The sequence below is a fragment of the Neisseria flavescens genome (assembly GCF_005221285.1).
GTDB lineage: Bacteria > Pseudomonadota > Gammaproteobacteria > Burkholderiales > Neisseriaceae > Neisseria > Neisseria flavescens.
Genome location: NZ_CP039886.1, coordinates 1,928,215 through 1,953,852, shown reverse-complemented (window position 1 = coordinate 1,953,852; position 25,638 = coordinate 1,928,215). Strand labels below are relative to the sequence as shown.

Genomic DNA, 25,638 nt, shown 5'->3' with positions numbered 1-25,638 from the left:
TGTTTATTCCTTATCTGCAGCTGCAGCAGCGGCTTCCAAATCCAACTCTTGACCGGCAGCCAAGCTTACATAAGCCTTTTTAACATCGCTGCGACGACCTAAAGTGCGACCAAAACGTTTAACTTTACCTTTAATGGTAACAGTAGTAACGTCTGCAACTTGAACGCCGAACAGCAGCTCAACAGCCGCTTTAATTTCAGGTTTGGTTGCATTTGCCAAAACTTTAAACGTCATTTGGTTACGTTTTTCAGCCAATACGTTGCTTTTTTCAGAAACGATAGGTGCCAAGATTACTTGAGTCAAACGTTGTTGATTCATACCCATTGCTCCTCTAATTGTGCAACTGCATCTTTAGTGATAACGACTTTTTTGTAACGCAGCAAGCTGTAAGGATCAACTTGTTGAGCTTCCAAAACCAATACGTTAGGCAAGTTGCGTGAAGCCAAGTAAACATTCTCGTCGAGCTGTTTAGTTACAAACAGAACTTGCTCCAAACCCAAATTTTTCACTTGTTCAGCAAAAACTTTGGTTTTAGGAGTTTCAGCAGTCAATGCTTCGATTGCAAACAAACGTTCATCACGAGCCAATTGGGACAAAATAGTCGCCATACCGGCACGGTACATTTTACGGTTCACTTTTTGAGTGAAGTTTTCATCAGGTTTGTTTGGGAATGCACGACCACCTTTACGCCACAGCGGAGAAGAAGTCATACCGGAACGAGCACGACCGGTACCTTTTTGGCGCCATGGTTTTTTAGTAGAGTGGTTTACTTCGGCACGAGTTTTTTGAGCACGATTACCAGAACGGGCATTTGCCAAGTAAGCAGTAACCAGTTGGTGAACCAGAGCTTCATTGTATTCACGAGCAAACAAAGCATCAGAAACAGCCAAGCTGCCAGATACTTGTCCTTTAGCGTCAATTACTTTCAATTCCATTACGCACCTACTTTCACGCTAGGACGAACCACGACGTCGCTGTTAACCGAACCCGGAACAGCACCTTTAACCAACAAGAGTTGGCGTTCAGCATCAACACGTACAACTTCCAATTTTTGAACAGTTGCTTTAGTGTTACCGTATTGACCTGCCATACGTTTACCAGGAAACACGCGACCAGGGTCTTGTGCCATACCGATAGAACCAGGAACACGGTGAGAACGGGAGTTACCGTGGGAAGTACGTTGAGCACCGAAGTTATGACGTTTGATCGTACCAGAGAAACCTTTACCTTTAGAGGTACCGGTCACATCTACCAATTGACCAACTTCAAACATAGAAACGGTAATTTCATCACCGGCTTTCAATTCAGCCAGTTTTTCTTCAGTCAAAGCAAATTCAACCAAACCGCGACCAGCTTCAACACCTGCTTTAGCAAAGTGACCGGCTTCAGTTTTGTTGACACGATTAGCTTTTTTCTGACCAAAGGTAACTTGTACAGCAGTGTAGCCGTCAGTATCTTTGGATTTCACTTGTGTAACGCGGTTGGCAGACATATCCAAAACAGTTACCGGAACAGAAACACCCTGTTCGTCGAACACGCGAGTCATACCAACTTTGCGTCCAACCAGACCTAAAGTCATGATTATTTTCCTTTTAAGTAAAGGGGCGGGCTACGATTGGCCTGCCTTTCAGACAAAGTTAAACTTGATACGGATGTACCAAGTCCGCCATTATAATTGACAAATCAAAGAAATATCAACAAAAATTTCAATTTAACTTCTTAAACCTATCATTTTTTTCGGATGAAGTGTTGCCAAATATCTGAAAATTTTCAGACGGCCTAAGAATTCTATAAAAAACCGAACAGCCAAGCTGTTCGGTTTTTCAGTTCTTATTGAACTTTAATTTCTACATCTACACCTGCTGGAAGATCCAGTTTCATCAGTGCATCAGTAGTTTTGTCAGTCCAATCCACGATGTCCATCAGACGCAAGTGGGTACGGATTTCCAATTGCTCACGAGAAGTTTTGTTCACGTGAGGAGAACGCAAGATGTTGAAACGTTCGATTTTAGTTGGCAAAGGAATCGGACCTTTAACAACAGCACCAGTGCGTTTGGCAGTTTCAACGATTTCTTGTGCAGAACGATCAATCAGACTGTAATCATAAGCTTTCAGGCGGATACGGATTTTTTGGTTTGCCATTTATCAATATCCCTCAATTAAGCGATTACAGAAGAAACCACGCCCGCACCTACGGTACGGCCACCTTCGCGAATCGCAAAGCGCAGACCTTCTTCCATAGCGATTGGCGCAATCAGTTCTACAGTAATGGTTACGTTCTCACCTGGCATTACCATTTCTACGCCTTCTTCCAAAGTAACTGCACCAGTTACGTCGGTAGTACGGAAGTAGAATTGTGGACGGTAGTTAGCGAAAAATGGAGTGTGACGACCACCCTCTTCTTTGCTCAGTACGTATACTTCTGCTTTGAATTTGGTGTGAGGAGTGATGGTACCTGGTTTAGCCAATACTTGACCACGCTCTACGTCTTCACGTTTAGTACCACGCAGCAATACGCCTACGTTGTCACCTGCTTGACCTTCGTCCAGCAGTTTGCGGAACATTTCAACGCCGGTACAAGTGGTTTTTTGAGTTTCTTTCAGACCTACGATTTCGATCTCGTCACCAACGTGGATGATACCGCGCTCTACGCGACCGGTTACTACTGTACCACGACCAGAGATAGAGAATACGTCTTCGATAGGCAACAAGAAAGGTTTGTCCACAGCACGCTCAGGTGTTGGGATGTAGCTGTCCAAGGCAGCAGCCAATTCGAAGATTTTTTCTTCGTAAGCAGCATCACCTTCCAAAGCTTTCAGTGCAGAACCTTGTACGATTGGGCAGTCGTCGCCTGGGAAGTCGTAGCTTGACAACAAGTCACGAATTTCCATTTCAACCAGTTCCAACAGCTCGGCATCGTCTACCATGTCGCATTTGTTCATGAATACGATGATGTAAGGTACACCTACTTGGCGAGCCAACAGGATGTGTTCGCGGGTTTGCGGCATAGGACCGTCAGCTGCGGAACATACCAAGATCGCGCCGTCCATTTGGGCAGCACCGGTAATCATGTTTTTAACGTAGTCGGCGTGGCCCGGGCAGTCTACGTGTGCGTAGTGACGGGTTTCAGTTTCGTATTCTACGTGTGAGGTATTAATGGTAATACCACGAGCTTTTTCTTCGGGAGCGTTGTCGATTTGGTCGTAAGCTTTTGCAGCGCCACCGAATTTTTTAGCCAAAATAGTAGTCAAAGCAGCAGTCAGAGTGGTTTTACCATGGTCAACGTGACCGATGGTGCCAACGTTTACGTGCGGTTTGCTACGTTCAAATTTTTCCTTAGCCATGAGCTAATTCCTTTACATATAAAGATCGATTAAAGAACAATGGCCGTCTGAAAATTTATTTTCAGTTTCAGACGACCTTTTCTGATTAGCCTTTGCGGGCTTCAGTTACAGCAGCAGCTACGTGAGCAGGAGCTTCAGCGTATTTTTTGAACTCCATGGAGTAAGTAGCGCGACCTTGGGTTGCAGAACGCAAGTCGGTTGAGTAACCGAACATTTCTGCCAGAGGTACTTCGGCACGGACTTTCTTACCACCGATACCGTCATCATCCATACCCAATACAACGCCACGACGACGGTTCAAGTCGCCCATTACGTCACCCATGTATTCTTCAGGTGTTTCCACCTCAACTGCCATGATTGGTTCCAACAGAGCTGGATTGGCTTTACGCATACCTTCTTTAAAGGCTTGAGAAGCTGCCAATTCGAAGGCCAGTTGTGAAGAGTCGACATCATGCGAAGAACCGAAGATCAAACGTACACGAACGTCAACAACTGGATAACCGGCAACAATACCGTTAGGCAGAGTATCACGGATACCTTTATCAACAGAAGGAATGAATTCGCGAGGGATCACACCACCTTTAATTTCGTCGATAAATTCGTAACCTTCGCCACCTGGTTCCATAGGTTCCATTTTGATCACAACGTGACCGTATTGACCTTTACCACCAGATTGTTTAGCGTGTTTGTATTCTGCTTCAACTTCTTTGCGGATAGTTTCACGGTATGCAACTTGAGGTGCACCAATGTTAGCTTCCACACCGAATTCGCGCTTCATACGGTCAACAATAATTTCCAAGTGCAACTCACCCATACCGGAAATAATGGTTTGACCAGATTCTTCATCTGTACGAACACGGAAAGAAGGGTCTTCCTTAGCCAAACGGTTCAGGGCAATACCCATTTTCTCTTGGTCGGCTTTGGTTTTTGGCTCCACAGCAATGTGGATTACCGGCTCAGGGAATTCCATGCGTTCCAAGATAATCGGTGCATTTTCTGCACACAGGGTTTCACCGGTAGTAACGTCTTTCAGACCGATTGCAGCTGCAATATCACCAGCGCGTACTTCTTCGATTTCAGTACGATCTGCAGCAGTCATTTGCACCAGACGACCGATACGTTCGCGAGTACCTTTTACTGAATTCAATACGGTATCACCGGATTTCACGACACCGGAGTAGACGCGGATGAAGGTCAATTGACCAACATATTTGTCGTTCAACATTTTGAATGCCAATGCAGAGAATTTCTCTTCATCGCTGGCTTCACGGCTGTCAGCTTCTTCAGTGTTAGGGTTAACACCTTGAACTGGAGGAATGTCAGTAGGAGCAGGCAACAATTCTACAACTGCGTCCAACATACGTTGAACACCTTTGTTTTTAAATGCAGAACCACACAACATTGGTTGGATTTCACCTGCCAAAGTACGTTGACGCAATGCGCCTACGATTTCTTCTTCGGTCAGCTCTTCACCACCCAAGTATTTATCCATCAATTCTTCACTGGCTTCTGCTGCGGCTTCAATCATGTATTGACGCCATTCTTCAGCAGTTTCAACCAACTCAGCAGGAATATCGCCATAGGTAAAGGTTGTACCTTTGTCAGCTTCGTTCCAGATGATAGATTTCATTTTCAACAAATCGACCACACCAGTAAAGCTGTCTTCTGCACCAACCGGGATCACGATAGGTACTGGGTTTGCGCGCAAACGGGTTTTCATTTGCTCGACAACGCGGAAGAAGTTGGCACCCTGACGGTCCATTTTGTTTACAAACGCCAAGCGCGGTACTTGGTATTTGTTAGCTTGACGCCATACGGTTTCGGATTGAGGTTGAACACCACCTACCGCACAGTAAACCATTACTGCACCGTCCAATACACGCATAGAACGCTCTACCTCTACGGTAAAGTCAACGTGTCCTGGGGTATCGATGATGTTGAAACGGTGTTCAGGGAACTGTTTCGCCATACCGGACCAATAAGAAGTCACAGCAGCAGAGGTAATGGTAATACCACGCTCTTGCTCTTGTTCCATGTAGTCGGTAGTTGCTGCGCCGTCATGCACCTCACCCAACTTGTGAGTCAAACCTGTATAGAACAGAATACGTTCTGTTGTGGTTGTTTTACCCGCGTCAATATGGGCAGAAATACCAATATTGCGATACAGGCTGATAGGGGTCTTACGAGCCATTTTGTTAGCCTTTCGATATTAGAAACGGAAGTGAGAGAATGCTTTGTTAGCTTCAGCCATACGGTGTACTTCTTCACGTTTTTTCAACGCGCCGCCACGACCTTCAGCCGCATCAATCAATTCGCCTGCCAAGCGCAGGTCCATAGATTTCTCACCACGTTTACGAGCCGCATCACGAACCCAGCGCATTGCCAAAGCCAGACGACGTGAAGGACGAACTTCAACAGGAACTTGGTAGTTTGCACCACCTACACGGCGGCTTTTCACTTCCACGATAGGTTTGGCGTTTGCAATGGCTTCGTTAAATACTTCGATTGCTACTTTGCCGGTTTTTTTCTCAATTTGTTCCAGTGCACCGTAAACGATACGTTCTGCAACAGATTTTTTACCGTCAATCATCAATACGTTCATGAATTTAGTCAGCTCAACGCTGCCGAATTTAGGATCTGGCAGTACGTCGCGCTTAGGGACTTCTCTACGTCTTGGCATTTTAATTTCCTTTAATCTATTCAGTTGGGTCAATTCCCATGAATACCCAATTGAGTATTCACTTACTCGGCCGTTGTTCAGCTTAGGCGGCCGACGTGCCTATTTGAGTCCCGGTAATTATTTAGGACGCTTAGCACCGTATTTAGAACGGGCTTGTTTACGGTCTTTAACACCTGCAGTATCCAAAGAACCGCGTACAGTGTGGTAACGCACACCCGGCAAGTCTTTTACACGACCGCCGCGAATCAATACGACGCTGTGCTCTTGCAGGTTGTGGCCTTCACCGCCGATGTATGAAATGACTTCAAAACCGTTGGTCAGGCGAACTTTACATACTTTACGCAATGCAGAGTTAGGTTTTTTAGGGGTAGTTGTGTATACACGGGTGCACACGCCGCGTTTTTGCGGGCAAGCTTCCAGCGCAGGCACTTTGTTCACGTACACGGGCTTTTGACGGCCTTTGCGTACCAATTGGTTGATAGTTGGCATATTTTCTCGTCCTGTTGAGTTAAATACTTGCCGACACCATGTCGGCAAGAGTGGAATTATATTTTTATTGCAAGCGTACAGTCAAGCACAATGACAAGAAGAAAGATGATTTTCTTGTTTTCCGATAAATATTTACCGACATCCCTCACAATCAGCCGAACGACTGAAGAAAATACTGTCAATACGTTTTTTCTATACTGACAAACCATTCCTTGCCGCTGCGCGAATAAAAGGCGGGCATATTACTGTTGATCTTGTTGTAACGGAAATTTATTTGGGGTGTAAATCCTTTCCACGACAGTTTTTTATGCCATAAAGCCGCGTTTATCCGATACTCATCATCGCGCCGGGTAAAATTGTAAATTAATGTTGCAGGGGCTTTAAATATCCGTTTCGTGTAACCTGCACCCAACTTCAGTCCGAGACCGCCGTCTAATATTTTCACCGTACCCAAACTTACACCATAACGCCGTGAAGCCTGCTCTTTCTCCACAGTATTATCAAACATACCGCTAATACCTCCGTACAACTGCCAAGCCGGCATAGCGTAATAGCTGAACGTACTGCTGACTGAAATCGTTTTGCTGTTGTAACGTTTTGCCAAATATTCGTCATGGTATTGTTTGCGGCCATACTGGAGAGATTGGGTGCTGTGCCATTTTTCATTCAGACGGCGGCTGTAATCCAACGCAATACCCGTATTTGCCGTATAACGGTTATTGCCCAGCCGGTTTTGTTCGACAAAGGGCCGGAATCCCCACTCTAGACGGCTATTCCGATAACGGTAGCCTACTTCGGCATGAAACGCCTGTTCGCTAAAATCCCGGGCATTCCAATAATGCACACCGGAACCGCTGATGCCTAAGCGGGCAAAGTGATTACCTGCAATGTTAAACATCCGGTCAATACCCAGTTCGTACCTTATCCCGTTGGCGCGTTTGGGCAGGCTGTCTTCCGATTTTGTCCATTTCCGGCCGTTGAGGATGATGTCCCGTGAAGGGGAAGCATTGTTTACATTATCTGTTTGTTCATAGTTCATACTGAACGAAGGATGCCACGCCTGCACCGCTTCTGCCTGACGGATATATTTTCGTGCAAGCTGCCGCATATCGGGCGGCAACGCCTCCCCGACCCGGCGCAACTGAACCAATGCCTCACGGTATTGTTTGTCTTCAAACAGCATCACACCCAAATCAAAACGTGGATAAACAAGGTCAGGCCTTTCCGACAACAACTCACGGTATAGATCGGCCGCCTCGCCCTGCCGCATCTCGCTGCGGTATAACGCGCCGAGGGCATAACGGTACAGCACCGTATCATATTGCGGCTGTTCGGCATATTGGACCAACAGGCGTTTCAGTGCCGCCCAGTCCCGCGCCAACAACGCCCGATTAATCTGCATTCCTATCCGATCGTCTCGAACATCGCCGCCTGCCGCACTTTTAGAAGCTTCAGACGGCATGACATTAATCGGCTCGACAGGCACGGCAATATCCTCAACAAGCGGTAAAGGAGCAAGGTTTCCCCCTTCAGACGGCATCGCAATCCGATTACCGACGTTAATCGGTTCGACAGGCACGGCAACATCCTCGGCAAACACCGCCGAAGTCAGCAGGCAGCCTGCAAAAAAGAGATTTCTTGGTTTCATATTTATTTCTTAAAGGAAATGCCGTCTGAAATTTCAGACGGCATTTGTTTAAATGGAGAAAATTAAGACGCTACTTTTTTTGACCGCCGAAGCCGACATCCCTGGCAAGTTTATCTTGGTCTCCGGACGTACCGACTACACCCGTCACCTCATTGGCCTCCGGCCCGAAAATACCTAAGGAATAATATTTAAGCCCGCCACGTTCCGAAGCTGCTTCGCCATTGTCTATCCCGTAATAAGGTTTGTTGACATACTTCAAATTATTACCTTTTACAATATCAGCTTCTTTTAAATCAATACGGCCATATTCAGACAAACCTTCAATTGAGCCCGAACCTTTACGTTTGTCAAAGTCGATACGGTACTTGAATTCACCTTGATGTTCTTCCAACTTGCTATCAGGCTTAGCCGAAGAACCGCCGAATGCCTTGCCTTCATAATCGAAAGCGCCTACCTTCGGTAATTGTGCTTCTTCTGTTGCCAAGCCTTGTATATCACTCAATCCAATGTCAAGTTTGTCTGCTCCATCCTCATCCTTCTTACCGTTTTGTATCGTTTGGGTAAAATATCCTGCCACAACAGAATACGGCTGCTCATAAACCCAAGATTTTTCTGAATGATAATTTTGATCTTTATCTTGCCCATAAATTTCTACAGTCTGCGACTGCAAGCCAAGCGGTTTAACAGCATATTCATCACCGTCTTTACCTTCGTATTTTTCTCCATTGATATACACATCCATATCCCGGACTTTTTCCTCAGTGAATGCGGTATCTTGTTTATCTTGATTTTCACTAATCAAGTATGCTTTAAACAATGCGGCAGTTTCAAATTTTTTTTCATATGATCCGAGATTTTTAAATTCCCTTAGTTTACTTTCCCATACCCGTTGGCTCAATTCGGGTTTAACCTCTTTTAATGATGAATTTCCTAAATATTCCGTAAATTTTTCAAGTCGTTGGACATCCGTTTTAACTTCTTCTAATTTTTGCTCCGATGATGCAAGCTTTACTTTCTGCTCGCTTATTTGTTTCTCTAATTCAGCTTTTTTACTTTCCAAATCGGCTTGATCTGCAGAAGATTGGACTTCAGCCTTCCTCAGCTCTAGCAATTTAACTGCATCTTCAAGCTGTTTGATTTGCTGCTTCTCTTTTGCTACCTTTGCCTCATGTGTGTTTTGCAGATCTCTCTTACTATTGGTATATTCTCGAGCCCCTTTGATAAGATCAGCCGGAGGAGACCCTGAGTTGTCCAAAGATGAAATGATTGCCTCTTTTTCTTCTGCTTGTTTTTCTTTATCGGCAATCTCTTTATCAGTATTTTCAATTGCTTTAATTGCCTGGTCTAATTTCTCAGAAGTTGTAGGAACAATCGGGGTCGAATTATTTGGCTTCAACACTGACACGCCTGCATCAGAACTACCTTGCTCACCTGTATCCTGCTTATCTACAGGTTGTGCAGGCGTGGCGGCACCCTGATCCTTGCCATCCGTAACACTTCTAGCAGTTTCACCCTGTCCGGCTTGCGGATTGTTATTCTTGGGTGTATCTCCCTGTGTACCTGAATCAGAACCAGCATGTGTACCTGTATCCTGTTTGTCTACAGGTTGTGCAGGCGTGGCAGCATCCTGATCCTTGCCATCGACAATTTCAGAATGGCTGCCTTTATCAGTGGGTGAAGGAGTAACTTTATTTAATGTCTCTGTGGGATGAACATCGGGCGACTTACCACCGCCTGAAGCACAGGCAGAAAGGGCAAAAATGCAGGCAATTGCCGCCAAACCCGGTCTGAATTTAAAGGGAAGATGCATAATTATCTCCTAGGATATTGTTTCGACGGTAAGTTTACCCGTTACCGAATTAAATGTTTTATTTACATTTCTTAAACTCTTATTAAGAATAAGCTAAGTTTAAGCTCGGCAATTCTACCCCCCCCCCCCCGAAATTTTTAAAGTATTTTTGCAATATTTAACACAATAAGCTTCGGATTTAACTCGTTTTATTCGATGCATGATTTGGCGGCACGAAGATATGGAACGCTTATCGGGCTTATATCCACACGCCTCAAAATGACGAAAACGCTTGTTTTTGCCTTAATCGGACAAAGAAAAACCGCAAGCCCAAGGCTTGCGGTTTTTTATTGAATGGACGCGCCGAAGATTATTCATCCGTTACTTGGGTTTCAGCAGTCTCCTGCTCTACCCCTTGCCATTGCTGATGACGGCTGCGGTGATAAGTCAAACCGGTACCGGCAGGAATCAGGCGGCCGACGATGACGTTCTCTTTTAAACCGCGCAGTTCGTCTTGTTTGCCCATAATCGCGGCTTCGGTCAGAACACGGGTCGTTTCTTGGAACGATGCGGCAGAAATGAAACTGTCGGTGGACAGGGAGGCTTTGGTAATACCCAGCAATACGTTTTCGTAACGTGCCGGCTCTTTGCCTTCTTCCAAAGCTTTTTCATTGGCAGCCATCACATCGCCGCGTTCGACCTGCTCTCCGGTAATGAACCCGGTTTCGCCGGCATCCGCAATGTTCACACGGCGCAACATTTGACGGATGATGACTTCGATGTGCTTATCGGAAATCTTCACACCTTGCAGGCGGTAAACCTCTTGCACCTCTTGGACAATGTAGCGTGCCAGTGCTTCGATACCTTGCAGACGCAGAATATCATGCGGATCAACAGCTCCGTCCACGATGGTTTCACCGCGGTTTACCACTTGACCGTCGTGTACCAGAATCTGTTTCTCTTTAGAAATCAGGGTTTCGTATGCTACACCGTCCACGTCAGTGATAATCAGACGTTGCTTCCCTTTGGTCTCTTTGCCGAAGGAAACGGTACCGGTAATTTCCGCCAGCATACCTGCATCTTTCGGCACGCGTGCTTCAAACAGCTCGGCAACGCGCGGCAGACCACCGGTAATGTCGCGGGTTTTGGAAGAGGCTTGCGGAATACGCGCCAATACGTCGCCTTTACCGATTTCCTGACCTTCGCGTACGGTAATCACCGCACCAACGGGGAATGCCATCGAAACCGGAGTGGACGTACCGGGAATACAGATTTCCACGCCGTTTTCATCCAACAATTTTACAGTCGGACGCAGCAGTTTGGATGCGCTGCCGGAGCGGCGTTTGCCGTCAATCACCACCAAAGTGGACAAACCGGTTACATCGTCAGTTTGTTTGGCAACGGTAACACCCTCTTCCACGTTCTCAAATTTCACCATACCTGCATGTTCGGTGATCATCGGACGGGTATGCGGATCCCAAGTCGCCAACGTTTGACCGGCTTTAATGGCTGCGCCGTCTTGTACCAGCAGGATTGCACCGTAAGGTACTTTGTGGCGTTCGCGCTCACGACCGATGTCATCATGAATAACGACTTCGCAAGAACGACCGATGACAACCAATTCGCCTTTGTTGTTGGCAACGTAACGCATTTGGCTGCTGAAACGTGCTGTACCGTTGGATTTGGCTTCTACTTGGCTGGCTGCTGCCGCACGGGATGCCGCGCCACCGATGTGGAACGTACGCATGGTCAGCTGAGTACCCGGTTCACCGATAGACTGAGCGGCAATCACGCCGACTGCTTCACCGGCATTAACCAGTTTGCCGCGTGCCAAGTCGCGACCATAACAGTGTGCACACAGGCCATGGCGGGTTTTACAAGTAATCGGTGTACGGACTTTGACTTCATCGACACCGGATTGGTCGATCATATCTACCAGTTTCTCGGTCAACAATGTACCGGCTTCAACCAAAGTCTCGCCAGTCGAAGGATCGACAACATCAGAAGCAGTAACGCGGCCCAAAATACGCTCACGCAAGGCTTCAATTACGTCACCGCCTTGTACCACTGCTTTCATCACAAAGCCGTCTGAAGTACCGCAATCGTCTTCAACAACCACCAAGTCTTGGGTTACGTCTACCAAACGACGGGTCAAGTAACCGGAGTTTGCAGTTTTCAACGCGGTATCCGCCAAACCCTTACGCGCACCGTGGGTCGCAATAAAGTATTGCAATACGGTCAGACCTTCACGGAAGTTTGAGGTAATCGGCGTTTCAATAATCGAGCCGTCAGGTTTAGCCATCAAACCACGCATACCGGACAACTGTTTAATCTGAGCCGCAGAACCACGGGCACCGGAGTCGGCCATCATGTAAATAGAGTTGAAGGACTCTTGATCAACTTCGTTGCCGTCACGGTCGATGACTTTTTGTTTGGACAGGTTGTCCATCATCGCTTTAGCGATCTTATCTCCGGCACGACCCCAAATATCGACCACTTTGTTGTAACGTTCGCCGTTGGTGACCAAACCTTGACGGTATTGGTCTTCGATTTCTTTAACTTCGGCATTAGCCTCGGCCAGCAAGGCTGCTTTTTCTTTCGGAATTTCCATATCGTCAACCGCAATGGAAATACCGCCTTTAGCCGCAAAACCGAAACCGGTATACATCAGGTGGTCGGCGAAAATAACTGTGTCACGCAAGCCGCACAGACGGAATGATGCGTTAATCAGTTTAGAAATTTCTTTTTTCTTCAGCGCTTTGTTGATGTACTCGAACGGCAGGCCTTTAGGCAAGATTTCGCTCAACAATGCACGGCCTACGGTTGTTTCGTAACGGTTAACGACAGGCTCGAATTCACCGGCTTCGTTTTTCACCCATTCGCGCAGACGTACGGTAATTTTAGTACCCAGTTCAACCTGTTTGGTATGGTATGCACGATGCACTTCTTTCACATCGGCAAACAGGCTGCCTTCGCCTTTGGCATTGATACGGTCGCGGGTCATGTAGTACAGACCCAATACGATATCTTGAGAAGGTACGATGATTGGTTCGCCGTTGGCTGGAGACAATACGTTGTTTGAAGCCAGCATCAGGGTGCGCGCTTCCATTTGCGCTTCCAAGCTCAATGGAACGTGTACCGCCATTTGGTCACCGTCAAAGTCGGCGTTAAATGCGGCACACACCAATGGGTGCAACTGAATCGCTTTACCTTCAATCAGGATAGGTTCAAACGCTTGAATACCCAAACGGTGCAGGGTCGGCGCACGGTTCAGCATAATCGGATGTTCGCGGATTACTTCTTCCAAGATGTCCCATACTTCCGGTACTTCTTGTTCTACCAATTTTTTCGCTGCTTTAACGGTAGAAGCCAAACCTTGTTTTTCCAATTTGTGGAAAATAAATGGTTTGAACAGTTCCAACGCCATTTTTTTCGGCAGACCACATTGGTGCAGACGCAGGTATGGGCCTACAGTAATCACGGAACGACCAGAGTAGTCCACACGTTTACCCAGCAGGTTTTGACGGAAGCGGCCGCCTTTACCTTTAATCATGTCAGCCAATGATTTCAGCGGACGTTTGTTGGCACCGGTCATGGCTTTACCGCGACGGCCGTTATCCAACAGCGAGTCAACTGCTTCTTGCAACATACGTTTTTCGTTACGAACGATGATGTCAGGCGCATGCAGTTCCAACAGACGTTTCAGACGGTTGTTACGGTTAATAACGCGGCGGTACAAATCGTTCAAATCGGAAGTGGCAAAACGACCACCATCCAATGGAACCAACGGACGCAAATCAGGCGGCAATACCGGCAGCACGTCCATAATCATCCATTCCAGTTTCATACCGGAACGGTGGAAGGCTTCCAATACTTTCAAACGTTTCGCGATTTTTTTGATTTTGGTGTCAGAACCGGTAGATTCCAGCTCTTGACGCAAGATTTCGATCTCGCCAGTAATATCCAAGGTGCGCAACAATTCACGAATACCTTCTGCACCCATTTTGGCATCGAAGTCGTCGCCGTATTCGTCCAGTTTGTTGTAGTAATCGTCTTCAGTCAGCAATTGACGACGTTGCAACGGAGTCATACCGGGATCGGTTACCACAAATGCTTCAAAGTACAATACGCGTTCGATATCGCGCAAAGTCATGTCCAGTACCATACCCAAGCGGGAAGGCAGAGATTTCAAGAACCAAATGTGGGCAACAGGTGCAGCCAATTCAATGTGGCCCATGCGTTCGCGGCGCACTTTGGACAGGGTCACTTCTACGCCACATTTTTCACAGGTTACGCCTTTAAATTTCAAGCGTTTGTATTTGCCGCACAAACATTCATAGTCTTTGACCGGGCCAAAGATTTTGGCGCAGAACAAACCGTCGCGCTCAGGTTTGAACGTACGGTAGTTGATGGTTTCAGGTTTTTTAACTTCGCCATAAGACCATGAGCGGATGGTTTCGGGAGAGGCAATACCGATTTTGATGGCATCAAACTCTTCTTCCATGCCGGCAGTTTGCAACGGATTAAATAAGTTCAACAAATTCATTTTTGCTCCTTGAAGGAAGTATTTTTACCGCATGGCGGATTTTCGATATTGGAAAACAGTACTTTTGATTTCAGACGGCCTAAATGCCGATTGCTTCATTCTTATTCTGAAACCGCTTTTTCAGACGACCTTGAAAGGCCGTCTGAAAACTTCTGTTTAGTAGCGTTCCAAATCGATATCCAAGCCCAGTGAGCGAATCTCTTTAACCAATACGTTGAAGGATTCAGGCATACCGGCATCGATTTTGTGTTCGCCTTTGACGATATTTTCGTACATTTTGGTACGGCCGTTCACGTCGTCAGACTTCACAGTCAGCATCTCTTGCAGCGTGTATGCCGCGCCGTATGCTTCCAATGCCCAAACCTCCATCTCACCGAAACGTTGGCCACCGAACTGAGCTTTACCGCCCAAAGGCTGCTGGGTAACCAGACTGTATGGACCGGTAGAACGGGCGTGCATTTTTTCGTCAACCAAGTGGTGCAGTTTCAGATAGTGCATCACACCGACTGTAACCTTGCGGTCAAATGCTTCGCCTGAGCGGCCGTCATACAGCGTGATTTGAGTTTTACTGTCGTTGAAGCCCAGTTTTTCAACCTCAGGATCTTCACTTGGGTAAGCCAAGTTCAACATTTCGCGGATTTCAGACTCTTTCGCACCGTCGAATACTGGAGAGGCGAAAGATGCACCTTTGCGCAGGTTAGAAGCCAATTCGATGACTTCTTCATCTGTCAGGCTGTCTAAATCTTCTTTCTTACCGCTACCGTTGTAGAGTTTGTTCAAGAATTCACGCAGCTCGCTGGCTTTGCGTTGCTCTTTCAGCATACGGTCGATGCGTTCGCCGATACCTTTTGCCGCCCAACCCAAGTGAACTTCCAAAATCTGACCGATGTTCATACGGGAAGGTACGCCCAATGGGTTCAGTACGATATCTACCGGACGGCCGTCAGCCATGTAAGGCATGTCTTCCACCGGCAGAATGCGTGATACCACACCTTTGTTACCGTGGCGACCCGCCATTTTGTCACCGGCTTGCAGACGGCGTTTGATGGCGATAAATACTTTCACCATTTTTTGTACGCCCGGTTGCAGCTCGTCGCCTTGAGTCAGTTTTTTCTTCTTGATCTCATACAACTCATCCGCTTCTTCGCGTTTTTGTTGCAGGCTCAATTTAATCAGTTCCAACTGTTTGGCCAAGTCTTCGTCAGCCAGACGGATGTCAAACCAATCATGTTTACTGGACAGGCTTGCCAAATATTCGGTAGTGATTTCGCTGCCTTTAGCCAGCTTCATCGGACCACCATTGGCTTTTTGACCCACAATCATACGTTCGATACGGTCGAATGCGTCATTATCGAAAATACGCAATTGATCGCCCAAATCTTGACGGTAACGTTTCAATTCAGAATCAATAATGGATTGAGCACGTTTGTCGCGTTGAATGCCTTCACGAGTGAAGACTTGAACGTCGATAACGGTACCGCTCATGCCGGTAGGCATACGCAATGAAGTATCTTTTACGTCAGATGCTTTTTCACCGAAGATGGCACGCAACAGTTTTTCTTCAGGAGTCAGTTGGGTTTCGCCTTTAGGTGTTACTTTACCTACCAAGACGTCACCGGCTTCTACTTCTGCACCGATATATACGATACCGGATTCATCCAAACGGTTTTGCATACGTTCGGACAAGTTCGGAATATCGCGGGTAATGTCTTCTGCACCCAATTTAGTGTCACGTGCAACAACGTTCAACTCTTCAATATGAATCGAAGTATAACGATCGTCCGCAGCCACTTTTTCTGAAATCAGAATCGAGTCTTCGTAGTTGTAACCGTTCCATGGCATGAAGGCGATGGTCATGTTTTGACCCAAAGCCAACTCGCCCAAGTCGGTAGAGGCACCATCGGCTACCAAGTCACCACGTTGCAACACATCGCCTGCTTTTACGGCCGGACGTTGGTTAATGTTGGTAGATTGGTTGGAACGGGTGAATTTAACCAAGTTGTAAATATCGACACCCACTTCACCTGCAGTCGCTTCATCGTCATGAACACGAACCACAACGCGGTTGGCATCTACATACTCAACCACGCCGCCACGGCGGGCAACGATTGCCGTTGCGGAGTCAACGGCAACAGAGCGCTCGATACCGGTACCAACCATCGGTTTTTCAGGGCGCAGGCACGGTACGGCCTGACGTTGCATGTTGGCACCCATCAATGCACGGTTCGCGTCATCATGTTCCAAGAATGGAATCAGAGATGCTGCAACGGATACTACTTGACCGGTTGCCACGTCCATATATTGAACGCGGTCAGGCGTTGCCATAATGGTTTCGCCTTTTTCGCGACAAGTAACCAAGTCGCCAATCAGATTACCGTCTTTGTCCAAATCGGCATTCGCCTGTGCAATCACATAACGGCCTTCTTCGATAGCAGACAAGTAATCGATTTCTTCAGTTACTTTGCCATCGACAACACGGCGGTAAGGGGTTTCCAAGAAGCCATAATCATTGGTACGCGCATAAACGGACAATGAGTTAATCAAACCGATGTTCGGACCCTCAGGCGTTTCAATCGGACATACGCGGCCATAGTGGGTCGGATGTACGTCTCGCACCTCAAAGCCTGCACGTTCGCGAGTCAAACCGCCCGGGCCCAATGCAGATACACGGCGTTTATGTGTTACTTCAGACAATGGGTTGGTCTGATCCATAAATTGGCTCAATTGGCTGGAGCCGAAGAATTCTTTAATCGCGGCAGAAACAGGTTTCGCATTAATCAAGTCATGCGGCATCAAATTCTCAGATTCTGCTTGGTTCAAACGCTCTTTAACTGCACGTTCTACACGAGCCAAACCGCTGCGGAATTGGTTTTCAGTCAACTCACCCACAGAACGGACACGACGATTACCCAAGTGGTCAATATCGTCTACTTCGCCATGACCATTACGCAGTTCAACCAATGTAGCAATAGAAGCAACAATGTCTTCAACGCTCAGAACGTAACCGCCTTTTTCAGCTGCGCCAGCCAAAGTTTCGTTCAGCAAACGGCCATACCAAGAGTTTTGTTGTGCTTCAGACAATTTTTGCTCGTATGTGCGCGTATTAAATTTCATACGACCTACGCGAGACAAATCATAGCTGTCTTCACTAAAGAACAAGCGGTTGAAGAGCTGCTCAACAGCTTCTTCGGTAGGCGGTTCGCCAGGACGCATCATGCGGTAAATCGCTACGCGTGCAGCCTGCTGATCAGCAGTTTCGTCTGTACGAAGAGTGCTGGAGATGTAACCACCTTGATCCAATTCATTGATATAAAGGGTCGTAATTTCTTTTACGCCATGGATATCAAGCTTGGCCAACAGCTCTTCTGTAATTTCATCGTTAGCAGACGCCAATACCTCGCCGGTTTCCGGATCAATCAGGTCGGCAGCCAATGCTTTGCCAATCAGGCTTTCTGGCTCTACATCCAAACGAGTCAAGCCTGCATTGGTAATATCACGAATATTTTTCGCAGTAATGCGTTTACCTTTGGCGACCAGTACATTGCCTTCTTTATCCAATATATCAACTTTGGCAGTTTCACCTTTCAGACGGCCTGCAATCAGATCAGTTTGAACACCGTTTGAAGACAAATAGAAAGTTTCTTTGTCGTAGAAAATATCCAAGATTTGTTCATTGTTGTAGCCCAAAGCTTTCAACAAAATCGTAACCGGCATTTTACGGCGACGGTCGATACGGAAATACAGCAAATCTTTTGGATCAAATTCGAAATCCAACCATGAACCACGGTAAGGAATAATACGAGCAGAGAATAACAGCTTACCGGAAGAATGTGTTTTACCACGGTCATGCTCAAAGAACACGCCAGGAGAACGATGCAGCTGGGAAACAATCACACGCTCAGTACCATTGATGACAAAAGAGCCGCTTGGCGTCATCAATGGGATTTCACCCATATACACTTCGTTTTCACGGACTTCTTTTACAGTCGGCTTAGATGCTTCTTTATCCAAAATCACCAAACGGATACGGGCACGCAATGGAGCCGCGTAAGTAATGCCGCGCAATTGACATTCAGGAATGTCGAATAAAGGTTCGCCCAATGTATAATGCACAAACTCCAATCGCGCATAACCGTTATGACTCACAATCGGGAAAATAGAATTAAATGCCGCTTGCAGACCATCATCAGTGCGTTGGTCAAAAGCATTTTCCAGCTGCAAAAATTTCGCATAAGAATCAATTTGGGTTGCCAGCAGGAAAGGAACATCCAAGACATTCTCCCGCTTCGCAAAACTCTTACGGATACGTTTTTTCTCGGTAAACGAATAGCTCATATACACTCCGAAAAGCAATTTTAAATAATAGGCCGTCTGAAACAACAGCATGCATTAATCTGATATTTACATTTATTTGCAATGATTTTATTAAAGACTATGCAAATAAATGTAAACAATGCCTGATGCTTATTTTAAGAAGCAAAATAAGGCTGGCAGAAAACTGCCAGCCTTTATAAGAAGCATCAAATTATTTGATTTCGACTTTAGCGCCGGCTTCTTCCAATTGTTTTTGAATGTCTTCAGCTTCAGCTTTAGAAACACCTTCTTTCAGAGTTTTAGGTGCACCGTCAACGATATCTTTAGCTTCTTTCAGACCCAGGCCAGTGATAGCGCGGACAACTTTAATCACGCCAACTTTTTGATCACCGGCAGAAGCCAATACTACGTCGAATTCAGTTTTTTCTTCAGCAGCAGCTGCACCAGCACCTGCAGGGCCTGCAACTGCAACTGCAGCAGCAGAAACGCCAAATTTTTCTTCAAAAGCTTTAACCAGGTCGTTCAATTCCATTACGGTCAAAGAACCAACGGCTTCCAAAATGTCTTCTTTAGTAATAGCCATGCTATTTATACTCCAAATATTGTATTAAAAAATAATTGATTAAATGAAACAAAATCGATTAAGCGGCTTCTTCGCCAGCTTTTTTCTCTGCCAAAGCAGCCAAACCACGTGCAAAGCCTGATACAGGAGCTTGCATAACGAACAACAGTTTGGACAACAGCTCTTCGCGGCTTGGAATAGAAGCCAACTCAGCAACCTGAGCAGGATTCATCACTTCGCCATTGTAAGAACCGGCTTTAACGATAATTTTGTCATCTTTTTTCGCGAATTGGTGCAGCACTTTAGCAGCAGCAACAGCATCTTCAGAAGCAGCGTAAACCAATGGACCAACCATTTGATCGGCCAAACCTGCGAATGAAGTACCCTCTACTGCGCGACGAGCCAGAGTATTTTTCAGAACGCGCAAGTAAACGCCTTCTTTACGTGCATTCGCACGAAGCTCAGTCATGCTGGAAACACTGATACCGCGATATTCAGCGACTACGAGAGTTTGAGCGTTAGCAATTGCTGCGCTAATTTCCTCTACGGCCACTTTCTTGGTTTCAATATTGAGACTCAAGGTCTACCTCCCACTGTTTATAAACAGGATACCGAAATGATATCCCACCAGCGCGGTAACCTAAAAAGACATCTTACAAGCAATCTTGCAATGTGTTTCAGGACTACCGTCTGCGTAGGGCAGTTACGATTAAATCTTACGATCCCTACGGTCTTGGACATCTACTTAATTTTAAGTAGCCCAAATTCAGGTAATCCAGAAAACTGGATCACCTGAAAATTTCTTAGTTGTTCACGCTTGTAGTATCAACGCGAACACCCAAACCCATAGTGCTAGATACAGCAACTTTTTTCAGGTACTGACCTTTAGCAGCAGCAGGTTTGGCTTTAACGATAGCATCCAGCAACGCATTGAAGTTTTCTTTCAAGTCAGCTTCAGCGAAAGAAGCACGACCGATAGTTGCATGAACGATACCGGCTTTATCTGTACGGTATTGTACTTGACCTGCTTTTGCATTTTTAACTGCTTCAGCAACGTTAGGAGTAACAGTACCTACTTTAGGGTTTGGCATCAAACCACGAGGACCCAAGATGGTACCCAATTGACCAACGATACGCATTGCATCAGGAGAAGCAATAACAACGTCAAAGTTCAGGTTACCAGCTTTGATTTCAGCGGCCAAATCTTCAAAACCGACAATATCTGCACCAGCTTCTTTAGCAGCATCTGCATTTGCACCTTGAGTAAATACAGCTACGCGAGTTGTTTTACCGGTACCTTTAGGCAGAACGACTGAACCACGAATAACTTGGTCAGATTTACGAGGATCAACACCTAGATTGAAAGATACGTCAACAGACTCGTCAAATTTAGCAGTAGCAGCTTTTTTAACCAAAGCAATTGCTTCATCGATTGCGTACAGTTTGTTAGCTTCAACAGAAGAGCGCAGAGCTTTCAAGCGTTTAGATACTTTAGCCATTATACAACACCCTCCACGTCCAAGCCCATTGAGCGAGCAGAGCCGGCGATAGTACGGACAGCTGCATCCAAGTCAGCAGCAGTCAAATCAGGCTCTTTAGTTTTAGCAATTTCTTCCAACTGAGCGCGAGTCAATTTACCCACTTTGTTAGTCAGAGGATTAGAACTACCTTTTTGCAGACCAGCAGCTTTTTTCAACAAAATAGAAGCTGGTGGAGTTTTCATCACAAAAGTGAATGATTTATCTGCAAATGCAGTGATCACGACTGGAATTGGCAAACCAGGTTCCATACCTTGGGTTGCAGCATTAAATGCTTTACAGAATTCCATGATGTTCAAACCACGTTGACCCAAAGCAGGACCAACTGGGGGAGATGGATTGGCTTTACCTGCAGGAATTTGCAGTTTGATGTAGCCGATAATTTTCTTTGCCACTTAAGGACTCCTAAAAACGGGTATAACGCGGAACCATTCCGCTTCCCAAACAGAATTTGCGATTATATTCGCTTAAAAAAAAAATTTCAAGCGAATTAAACCACTTAAATCTTTTCAACCTGACCGAACTCTAATTCAACCGGTGTTTCACGACCAAAAATCTGAACTGAAACACGCAGTCTATTACGCTCGTAGTTAACTTCATCAACAATTCCATTGAAATCAGCAAATGGACCTTCATTCACACGAACCTGCTGACCAACCTCAAATTCAACTTTTGGTTTTGGCTTCTCAACACCTGTTTTGGCTTGTTGCAAAATAGCATCTGCATCTTTTTGAGAAATTGGGATTGGACGATTTCCGCTACCACCTACAAAACCATTCACTCGAGGGGTACTCTTAACTAAGTGCCATGAATCATCAGTCATTTCCATTTCAACCAACACATAGCCTGGATAGAATTTACGCTCACTGATGGTTTTTCGGCCATTCTTGATATCTACCACTTCCTCTACAGGAACGAGAATCTGACCAAAATATTCTTCCATGTTTTCACGAGCAATGCGCTCTTTCAATGTTTTTTGAACATTTTTCTCGAAACCGGAATAGGCCTGTACCACATACCAACGCTTTGACATCTTTACCCTTTCCTATTTAATAAAACATCAAAAAACAACCATGAAATAATTGTATCTGCCGCATAAATGAAGGCTGCTAAAACTGCAACGAAGATAATCACAAATACAGTCATTTTGACCGCTTCATCACGACTCGGCCAAACTACCTTCTTGAACTCAGTCCAAGAGCTCTTAAAATATGCAAACAGACCTTCTTTCTTTTCAGGAGCTGGCTTATTACTTACCACAACTTCCTTTTTCTGATGGTCTTCTTTGCGTCCAGACGGATGTTCTGTCATCTTTACTCACTTATCAACACCCCACCCGCCTTCATTTTAGATAGTGGCATTGATCCATTAATTAATTCCAAATAATCTTAAAACTTAAGTACAAAAAAATTAACCGGCACAAGGCCGGTTAATTTTTTATTTGGCAGGCCAAGAGGGTCTCGAACCCCCAACCCTCGGTTTTGGAGACCGATACTCTACCAATTGAGCTATTGGCCTCTAAACTTAAGCGATTACAGAAGAAACCACGCCCGCACCTACGGTACGGCCACCTTCGCGAATCGCAAAGCGCAGACCTTCTTCCATAGCGATTGGCGCAATCAGTTCTACAGTAATGGTTACGTTCTCACCTGGCATTACCATTTCTACGCCTTCTTCCAAAGTAACTGCACCAGTTACGTCGGTAGTACGGAAGTAGAATTGTGGACGGTAGTTAGCGAAAAATGGAGTGTGACGACCACCCTCTTCTTTGCTCAGTACGTATACTTCTGCTTTGAATTTGGTGTGAGGAGTGATGGTACCTGGTTTAGCCAATACTTGACCACGCTCTACGTCTTCACGTTTAGTACCACGCAGCAATACGCCTACGTTGTCACCTGCTTGACCTTCGTCCAGCAGTTTGCGGAACATTTCAACGCCGGTACAAGTGGTTTTTTGAGTTTCTTTCAGACCTACGATTTCGATCTCGTCACCAACGTGGATGATACCGCGCTCTACGCGACCGGTTACTACTGTACCACGACCAGAGATAGAGAATACGTCTTCGATAGGCAACAAGAAAGGTTTGTCCACAGCACGCTCAGGTGTTGGGATGTAGCTGTCCAAGGCAGCAGCCAATTCGAAGATTTTTTCTTCGTAAGCAGCATCACCTTCCAAAGCTTTCAGTGCAGAACCTTGTACGATTGGGCAGTCGTCGCCTGGGAAGTCGTAGCTTGACAACAAGTCACGAATTTCCATTTCAACCAGTTCCAACAGCTCGGCATCGTCTACCATGTCGCATTTGTTCATGAATACGATGATGTAAGGTACACCTACTTGGCGAGCCAACAGGATGTGTTCGCGGGTTTGCGGCATAGGACCGTCAGCTGCGGAACATACCAAGATCGCGCCGTCCATTTGGGCAGCACCGGTAATCATGTTTTTAACGTAGTCGGCGTGGCCCGGGCAGTCTACGTGTGCGTAGTGACGGGTTTCAGTTTCGTATTCTACGTGTGAGGTATTAATGGTAATACCACGAGCTTTTTCTTCAGGAGCGTTGTCGATTTGGTCGTAAGCTTTTGCAGCGCCACCGAATTTTTTAGCCAAAATAGTAGTCAAAGCAGCAGTCAGAGTGGTTTTACCATGGTCAACGTGACCGATGGTGCCAACGTTTACGTGCGGTTTGCTACGTTCAAATTTTTCCTTAGCCATGGCAATATCCTATAATCTAAGCTTTTTGAAAATAAAGGGTAATAATGAGATGGTGCCCATGGGCAGATTTGAACTGCCGACCTCTCCCTTACCAAGGGAGTGCTCTACCCCTGAGCTACATGGGCAAAATAGTTTGGAGCGGGTGAAGGGAATCGAACCCTCACCGTAAGCTTGGAAGGCTTCTGCTCTACCATTGAGCTACACCCGCATACTCACTTTTTGCTCCAAGTAAGAATTTTTGGTGGAGGGAGAAGGATTCGAACCTTCGAAGCTTGCGCAACAGATTTACAGTCTGCCCCCTTTGACCGCTCGGGAATCCCTCCAAAAGAGAACGCTAGTTTATTGGTAACTCAGATTTCCGTCAAGATTTTTTTTCATTTATTTCTTTAAAAATATCCAAGTTTTTGCTTTTAAACACTATTTATTTAAACTGAATGATTTTTTCGTACTTAGCCATCAGTTCTTCGTGCGTTTCAGGATGTTCTTCATCGATCAAGATACAGTCGACAGGGCATACCTGTTGGCACTGAGGCTCATCGTAATGGCCTACACATTGTGTACACAAATTTGGATTGATTTCGTAAATTTCTTCACCTTGCGAAATGGCATCATTAGGGCATTCCGGCTCGCACACATCGCAGTTAATGCACTCATCTGTAATAAAGAGCGACATTTCTATTTCCTTTTTTCTTAAATTATCAAAACCGATTGGGCGCGGATTATAGCACAAATGATGTCGGAACAATCCGTTTGAAAGAATGTTTTACACCTTGGGAATGATTCTCAAATTCTATACTATTCAGCGACTTGCGAATAGAGCAACAATTCAAACCTACTCATTCCCGCCTTTCCTTCCCGATAAATTTCCAGCCAATCCGGTTTTTCAGGCAGCTTCCCTGCTTCAATATAGACCATTGCCCCATTTTTCAAGTGGCTTTGCAATCGGATAAACAGATTTTGCCAATCTTCCCATGCAAACGGCGGATCAAGAAACACAACATCAAATTTTTCAGACGGCCTTGTCAGATAAGCCATGCCGTCTGAACACACGATTTCCGCCTGTTTCAAACTTAATTCACGGATATTTTTCTGAAGCGTTTGAACAGTTTGGCGGTAGTTATCGACCATTACCACTTTTGCCGCATTACGAGAAACAGCCTCCATTCCCAAAGCACCACTGCCGCTGAATAAATCCAATACTGTTTTGCCGGTTAAATCCTGGCCCAGCCAATTAAACAGTTTTTCACGCACGCTGTCGGGGGTTGGGCGCAGTCCGTCGGCGGATGCGAAACTCAATTTCCTGCCCCGACATTGCCCGCCGATAATGCGTACCTGGTTGCTGTGTTTGGTATGTTTGCCTGCCGCCATAATCAAAAACCTGAAAGTTCAAACGGTATTATACAAGACCTGTCAAAGAATATGCCGTCTGAAAACTTTTTTCAGACGGCATATCTGTTTAATCTGTTTAAACGGTTTCGGTCAGCTTGCGGAGCAGCTCGATTTCTTTGTCTTTTTGTTCCAACATTTCTTTGCAGTGTTTCAATTCCATTTTTAAAAATTCTATTTTCATCGAAACATCACCCGACGCATACAACGCAATATCGCCACCACTATCTCCTTCATTAATCTGCAACACCATCCCGCCGCCGCCAGATTTGAGCAAATCCCACATATCGATTTTGAAAATCTGCGCCAACTGCTCCAAACGCGGGATATTCAACTGCGTTTCGCCCCGTTCGATTTTGGCATACCCGCCTGCCGACATCGCCAGCTTTTCCGCCATATCCTCCTGCGACCATTTGTTCAATTCGCGCATCAGGCGGATTTTTTCGTGGGTTTCCATGGACTGAACTTTCTGTATAGGTGGTTGAATTATTGAGATAGATTTTAAACTTTAGCTGACTGGCAGGCAACTCTCTTTTTGAATAACATTAACTTGCAAAACATTACATATGTATACACGCATGTACATCGTCTTGCAATGTTGTTGCAGATTACACGCTCATCCCTAGAAAGGGA

The 25,638-nt window shown here is 45.9% G+C and carries 22 protein-coding genes and 4 tRNA genes; all 26 read right to left on the bottom strand.

Annotated features, from left to right (window positions below):
* Positions 1 to 3: 3 nt before the first annotated feature.
* Entirely contained in the window at positions 4 to 318 is a 315-nt protein-coding gene (rplW, locus tag FAH67_RS10005) for a 50S ribosomal protein L23 (RefSeq protein WP_002243944.1), read from the bottom strand.
* Positions 315 to 935: a 50S ribosomal protein L4 gene (gene rplD, locus FAH67_RS10000; RefSeq protein ID WP_003684798.1), complete on the bottom strand. Its 621-nt coding sequence runs from the start codon at positions 933 to 935 to the stop codon at positions 315 to 317. Before rplD ends, rplW begins: the two co-directional genes overlap by 4 nt.
* Entirely contained in the window at positions 935 to 1,579 is a 645-nt protein-coding gene (rplC, locus tag FAH67_RS09995; protein ID WP_004464584.1) for a 50S ribosomal protein L3, read from the bottom strand. Before rplC ends, rplD begins: the two co-directional genes overlap by 1 nt.
* Before the next feature lie 251 nt (positions 1,580 to 1,830).
* The gene (rpsJ, locus tag FAH67_RS09990) at positions 1,831 to 2,142 is read right to left on the bottom strand and encodes a 30S ribosomal protein S10 (RefSeq protein ID WP_002642322.1); all 312 of its coding nucleotides are present in this window, start codon (positions 2,140 to 2,142) and stop codon (positions 1,831 to 1,833) included.
* Positions 2,143 to 2,159: 17 nt separating this feature from the next.
* Positions 2,160 to 3,344 carry an elongation factor Tu gene (gene tuf / locus FAH67_RS09985; RefSeq protein ID WP_002215366.1) on the bottom strand — a complete coding sequence of 395 codons (1,185 nt, stop codon included), beginning with the start codon at positions 3,342 to 3,344 and terminating at the stop codon, positions 2,160 to 2,162.
* An 85-nt stretch (positions 3,345 to 3,429) separates the two neighbouring features.
* Complete coding sequence (gene fusA / locus FAH67_RS09980) at positions 3,430 to 5,535, bottom strand: elongation factor G (RefSeq protein WP_003680706.1); 2,106 nt, start codon at positions 5,533 to 5,535, stop codon at positions 3,430 to 3,432.
* A gap of 18 nt (positions 5,536 to 5,553) precedes the next feature.
* Positions 5,554 to 6,024 carry a 30S ribosomal protein S7 gene (rpsG, locus tag FAH67_RS09975; protein WP_002240962.1) on the bottom strand — a complete coding sequence of 157 codons (471 nt, stop codon included), beginning with the start codon at positions 6,022 to 6,024 and terminating at the stop codon, positions 5,554 to 5,556.
* A 117-nt stretch (positions 6,025 to 6,141) separates the two neighbouring features.
* On the bottom strand, positions 6,142 to 6,513 hold the full coding sequence (gene rpsL, locus FAH67_RS09970) for a 30S ribosomal protein S12 (RefSeq protein WP_002218431.1): 372 nt from the start codon (positions 6,511 to 6,513) through the stop codon (positions 6,142 to 6,144).
* A gap of 178 nt (positions 6,514 to 6,691) precedes the next feature.
* On the bottom strand, positions 6,692 to 8,161 hold the full coding sequence (locus tag FAH67_RS09965) for a surface lipoprotein assembly modifier (protein WP_003680705.1): 1,470 nt from the start codon (positions 8,159 to 8,161) through the stop codon (positions 6,692 to 6,694).
* A gap of 70 nt (positions 8,162 to 8,231) precedes the next feature.
* The gene (locus FAH67_RS12170; protein WP_003680704.1) at positions 8,232 to 9,971 is read right to left on the bottom strand and encodes a factor H binding protein domain-containing protein; all 1,740 of its coding nucleotides are present in this window, start codon (positions 9,969 to 9,971) and stop codon (positions 8,232 to 8,234) included.
* A 349-nt stretch (positions 9,972 to 10,320) separates the two neighbouring features.
* A complete protein-coding gene (gene rpoC, locus FAH67_RS09955; protein WP_003680702.1) occupies positions 10,321 to 14,496 on the bottom strand; it encodes a DNA-directed RNA polymerase subunit beta' in 4,176 nt (1,391 codons plus the stop codon).
* A gap of 156 nt (positions 14,497 to 14,652) precedes the next feature.
* Positions 14,653 to 18,831: a DNA-directed RNA polymerase subunit beta gene (rpoB, locus tag FAH67_RS09950; RefSeq protein WP_039863992.1), complete on the bottom strand. Its 4,179-nt coding sequence runs from the start codon at positions 18,829 to 18,831 to the stop codon at positions 14,653 to 14,655.
* Positions 18,832 to 19,021: 190 nt separating this feature from the next.
* A complete protein-coding gene (gene rplL / locus FAH67_RS09945; protein WP_003677916.1) occupies positions 19,022 to 19,393 on the bottom strand; it encodes a 50S ribosomal protein L7/L12 in 372 nt (123 codons plus the stop codon).
* A gap of 58 nt (positions 19,394 to 19,451) precedes the next feature.
* Complete coding sequence (gene rplJ / locus FAH67_RS09940; RefSeq protein ID WP_003680699.1) at positions 19,452 to 19,952, bottom strand: 50S ribosomal protein L10; 501 nt, start codon at positions 19,950 to 19,952, stop codon at positions 19,452 to 19,454.
* Positions 19,953 to 20,175: 223 nt separating this feature from the next.
* Positions 20,176 to 20,871 carry a 50S ribosomal protein L1 gene (gene rplA, locus FAH67_RS09930; protein WP_003680698.1) on the bottom strand — a complete coding sequence of 232 codons (696 nt, stop codon included), beginning with the start codon at positions 20,869 to 20,871 and terminating at the stop codon, positions 20,176 to 20,178.
* The gene (gene rplK / locus FAH67_RS09925; RefSeq protein WP_002220151.1) at positions 20,871 to 21,305 is read right to left on the bottom strand and encodes a 50S ribosomal protein L11; all 435 of its coding nucleotides are present in this window, start codon (positions 21,303 to 21,305) and stop codon (positions 20,871 to 20,873) included. The genes rplA and rplK overlap by 1 nt, the downstream gene beginning before the upstream one ends.
* A 104-nt stretch (positions 21,306 to 21,409) precedes the next feature.
* Complete coding sequence (nusG, locus tag FAH67_RS09920) at positions 21,410 to 21,943, bottom strand: transcription termination/antitermination protein NusG (protein ID WP_003680697.1); 534 nt, start codon at positions 21,941 to 21,943, stop codon at positions 21,410 to 21,412.
* A 2-nt stretch (positions 21,944 to 21,945) separates the two neighbouring features.
* Positions 21,946 to 22,221 carry a preprotein translocase subunit SecE gene (secE, locus tag FAH67_RS09915; RefSeq protein WP_003680696.1) on the bottom strand — a complete coding sequence of 92 codons (276 nt, stop codon included), beginning with the start codon at positions 22,219 to 22,221 and terminating at the stop codon, positions 21,946 to 21,948.
* A gap of 131 nt (positions 22,222 to 22,352) precedes the next feature.
* A tRNA-Trp gene (locus FAH67_RS09910) sits at positions 22,353 to 22,428 on the bottom strand.
* A 6-nt stretch (positions 22,429 to 22,434) separates the two neighbouring features.
* Positions 22,435 to 23,619: an elongation factor Tu gene (gene tuf, locus FAH67_RS09905; RefSeq protein ID WP_002215366.1), complete on the bottom strand. Its 1,185-nt coding sequence runs from the start codon at positions 23,617 to 23,619 to the stop codon at positions 22,435 to 22,437.
* Between the two features lie 50 nt (positions 23,620 to 23,669).
* Positions 23,670 to 23,744: transfer RNA gene (locus FAH67_RS09900), tRNA-Thr, on the bottom strand.
* A gap of 9 nt (positions 23,745 to 23,753) precedes the next feature.
* Positions 23,754 to 23,827 (bottom strand) — tRNA-Gly (locus FAH67_RS09895).
* Positions 23,828 to 23,858: 31 nt separating this feature from the next.
* A tRNA-Tyr gene (locus FAH67_RS09890) sits at positions 23,859 to 23,942 on the bottom strand.
* 98 nt (positions 23,943 to 24,040) lie between these two features.
* Positions 24,041 to 24,292, bottom strand: a complete 252-nt coding sequence (locus FAH67_RS09885; RefSeq protein WP_003679513.1) for a YfhL family 4Fe-4S dicluster ferredoxin — start codon at positions 24,290 to 24,292, stop codon at positions 24,041 to 24,043.
* 122 nt (positions 24,293 to 24,414) lie between these two features.
* Positions 24,415 to 24,987 carry a 16S rRNA (guanine(966)-N(2))-methyltransferase RsmD gene (gene rsmD / locus FAH67_RS09880; RefSeq protein WP_003679511.1) on the bottom strand — a complete coding sequence of 191 codons (573 nt, stop codon included), beginning with the start codon at positions 24,985 to 24,987 and terminating at the stop codon, positions 24,415 to 24,417.
* Positions 24,988 to 25,084: 97 nt separating this feature from the next.
* Positions 25,085 to 25,462, bottom strand: a complete 378-nt coding sequence (locus FAH67_RS09875) for a helix-turn-helix domain-containing protein (protein ID WP_003679508.1) — start codon at positions 25,460 to 25,462, stop codon at positions 25,085 to 25,087.
* Between the last annotated feature and the right edge of the window lie 176 nt (positions 25,463 to 25,638).